The organism is Streptomyces sp. NRRL WC-3549 (assembly GCF_000721935.1).
GTDB lineage: Bacteria > Actinomycetota > Actinomycetes > Streptomycetales > Streptomycetaceae > Streptomyces.
This window is the reverse complement of the sequence record NZ_KL585419.1, coordinates 39,408-39,765: the sequence shown is the minus strand read 5'-3', so window position 1 is coordinate 39,765 and position 358 is coordinate 39,408. Positions and strand designations below refer to the sequence as shown.

General features: G+C 80.2%; 1 pseudogene. It reads left to right on the top strand.

The features are described from left to right. Nucleotides 1-164, top strand: a pseudogene (locus IH13_RS41160) (ATP-dependent DNA ligase); the annotation flags it as partial. Between the last annotated feature and the right edge of the window lie 194 nt (nt 165-358).

Genomic DNA, 358 nt, shown 5'->3' with positions numbered 1-358 from the left:
CCTGCCCCTTCGACACGGTGCCGCGGGTCGCGGGGGCGCGGTGGGTGCTGCCGCGACTGGTTGGCGAGGTGCGGTACTCGACCCGGACCAAGGCGGGCCGACTGCGCCAGCCGTCCTGGCACCGGCTGCGGCCGGACCTCGCGCCGGACGACCTGGAGACGTGAGGCCCGGGCGGGGGCCTCGGGCCTGCGGGCCTGCGGGCCTGCGGGCTCTCGGGTCGCCGGGCGCCGGGCCAGGCGCCGGGCCAGGCGCCGGGCCGGGCGCCGGAAAATGCGGAAGGCGGGAGACCCGGGGGCCTGGAAGACCGTGGCCAGGAGACCCGGGCCAGGGACGACCCGGGGGCAGGGAGACCCGGGGG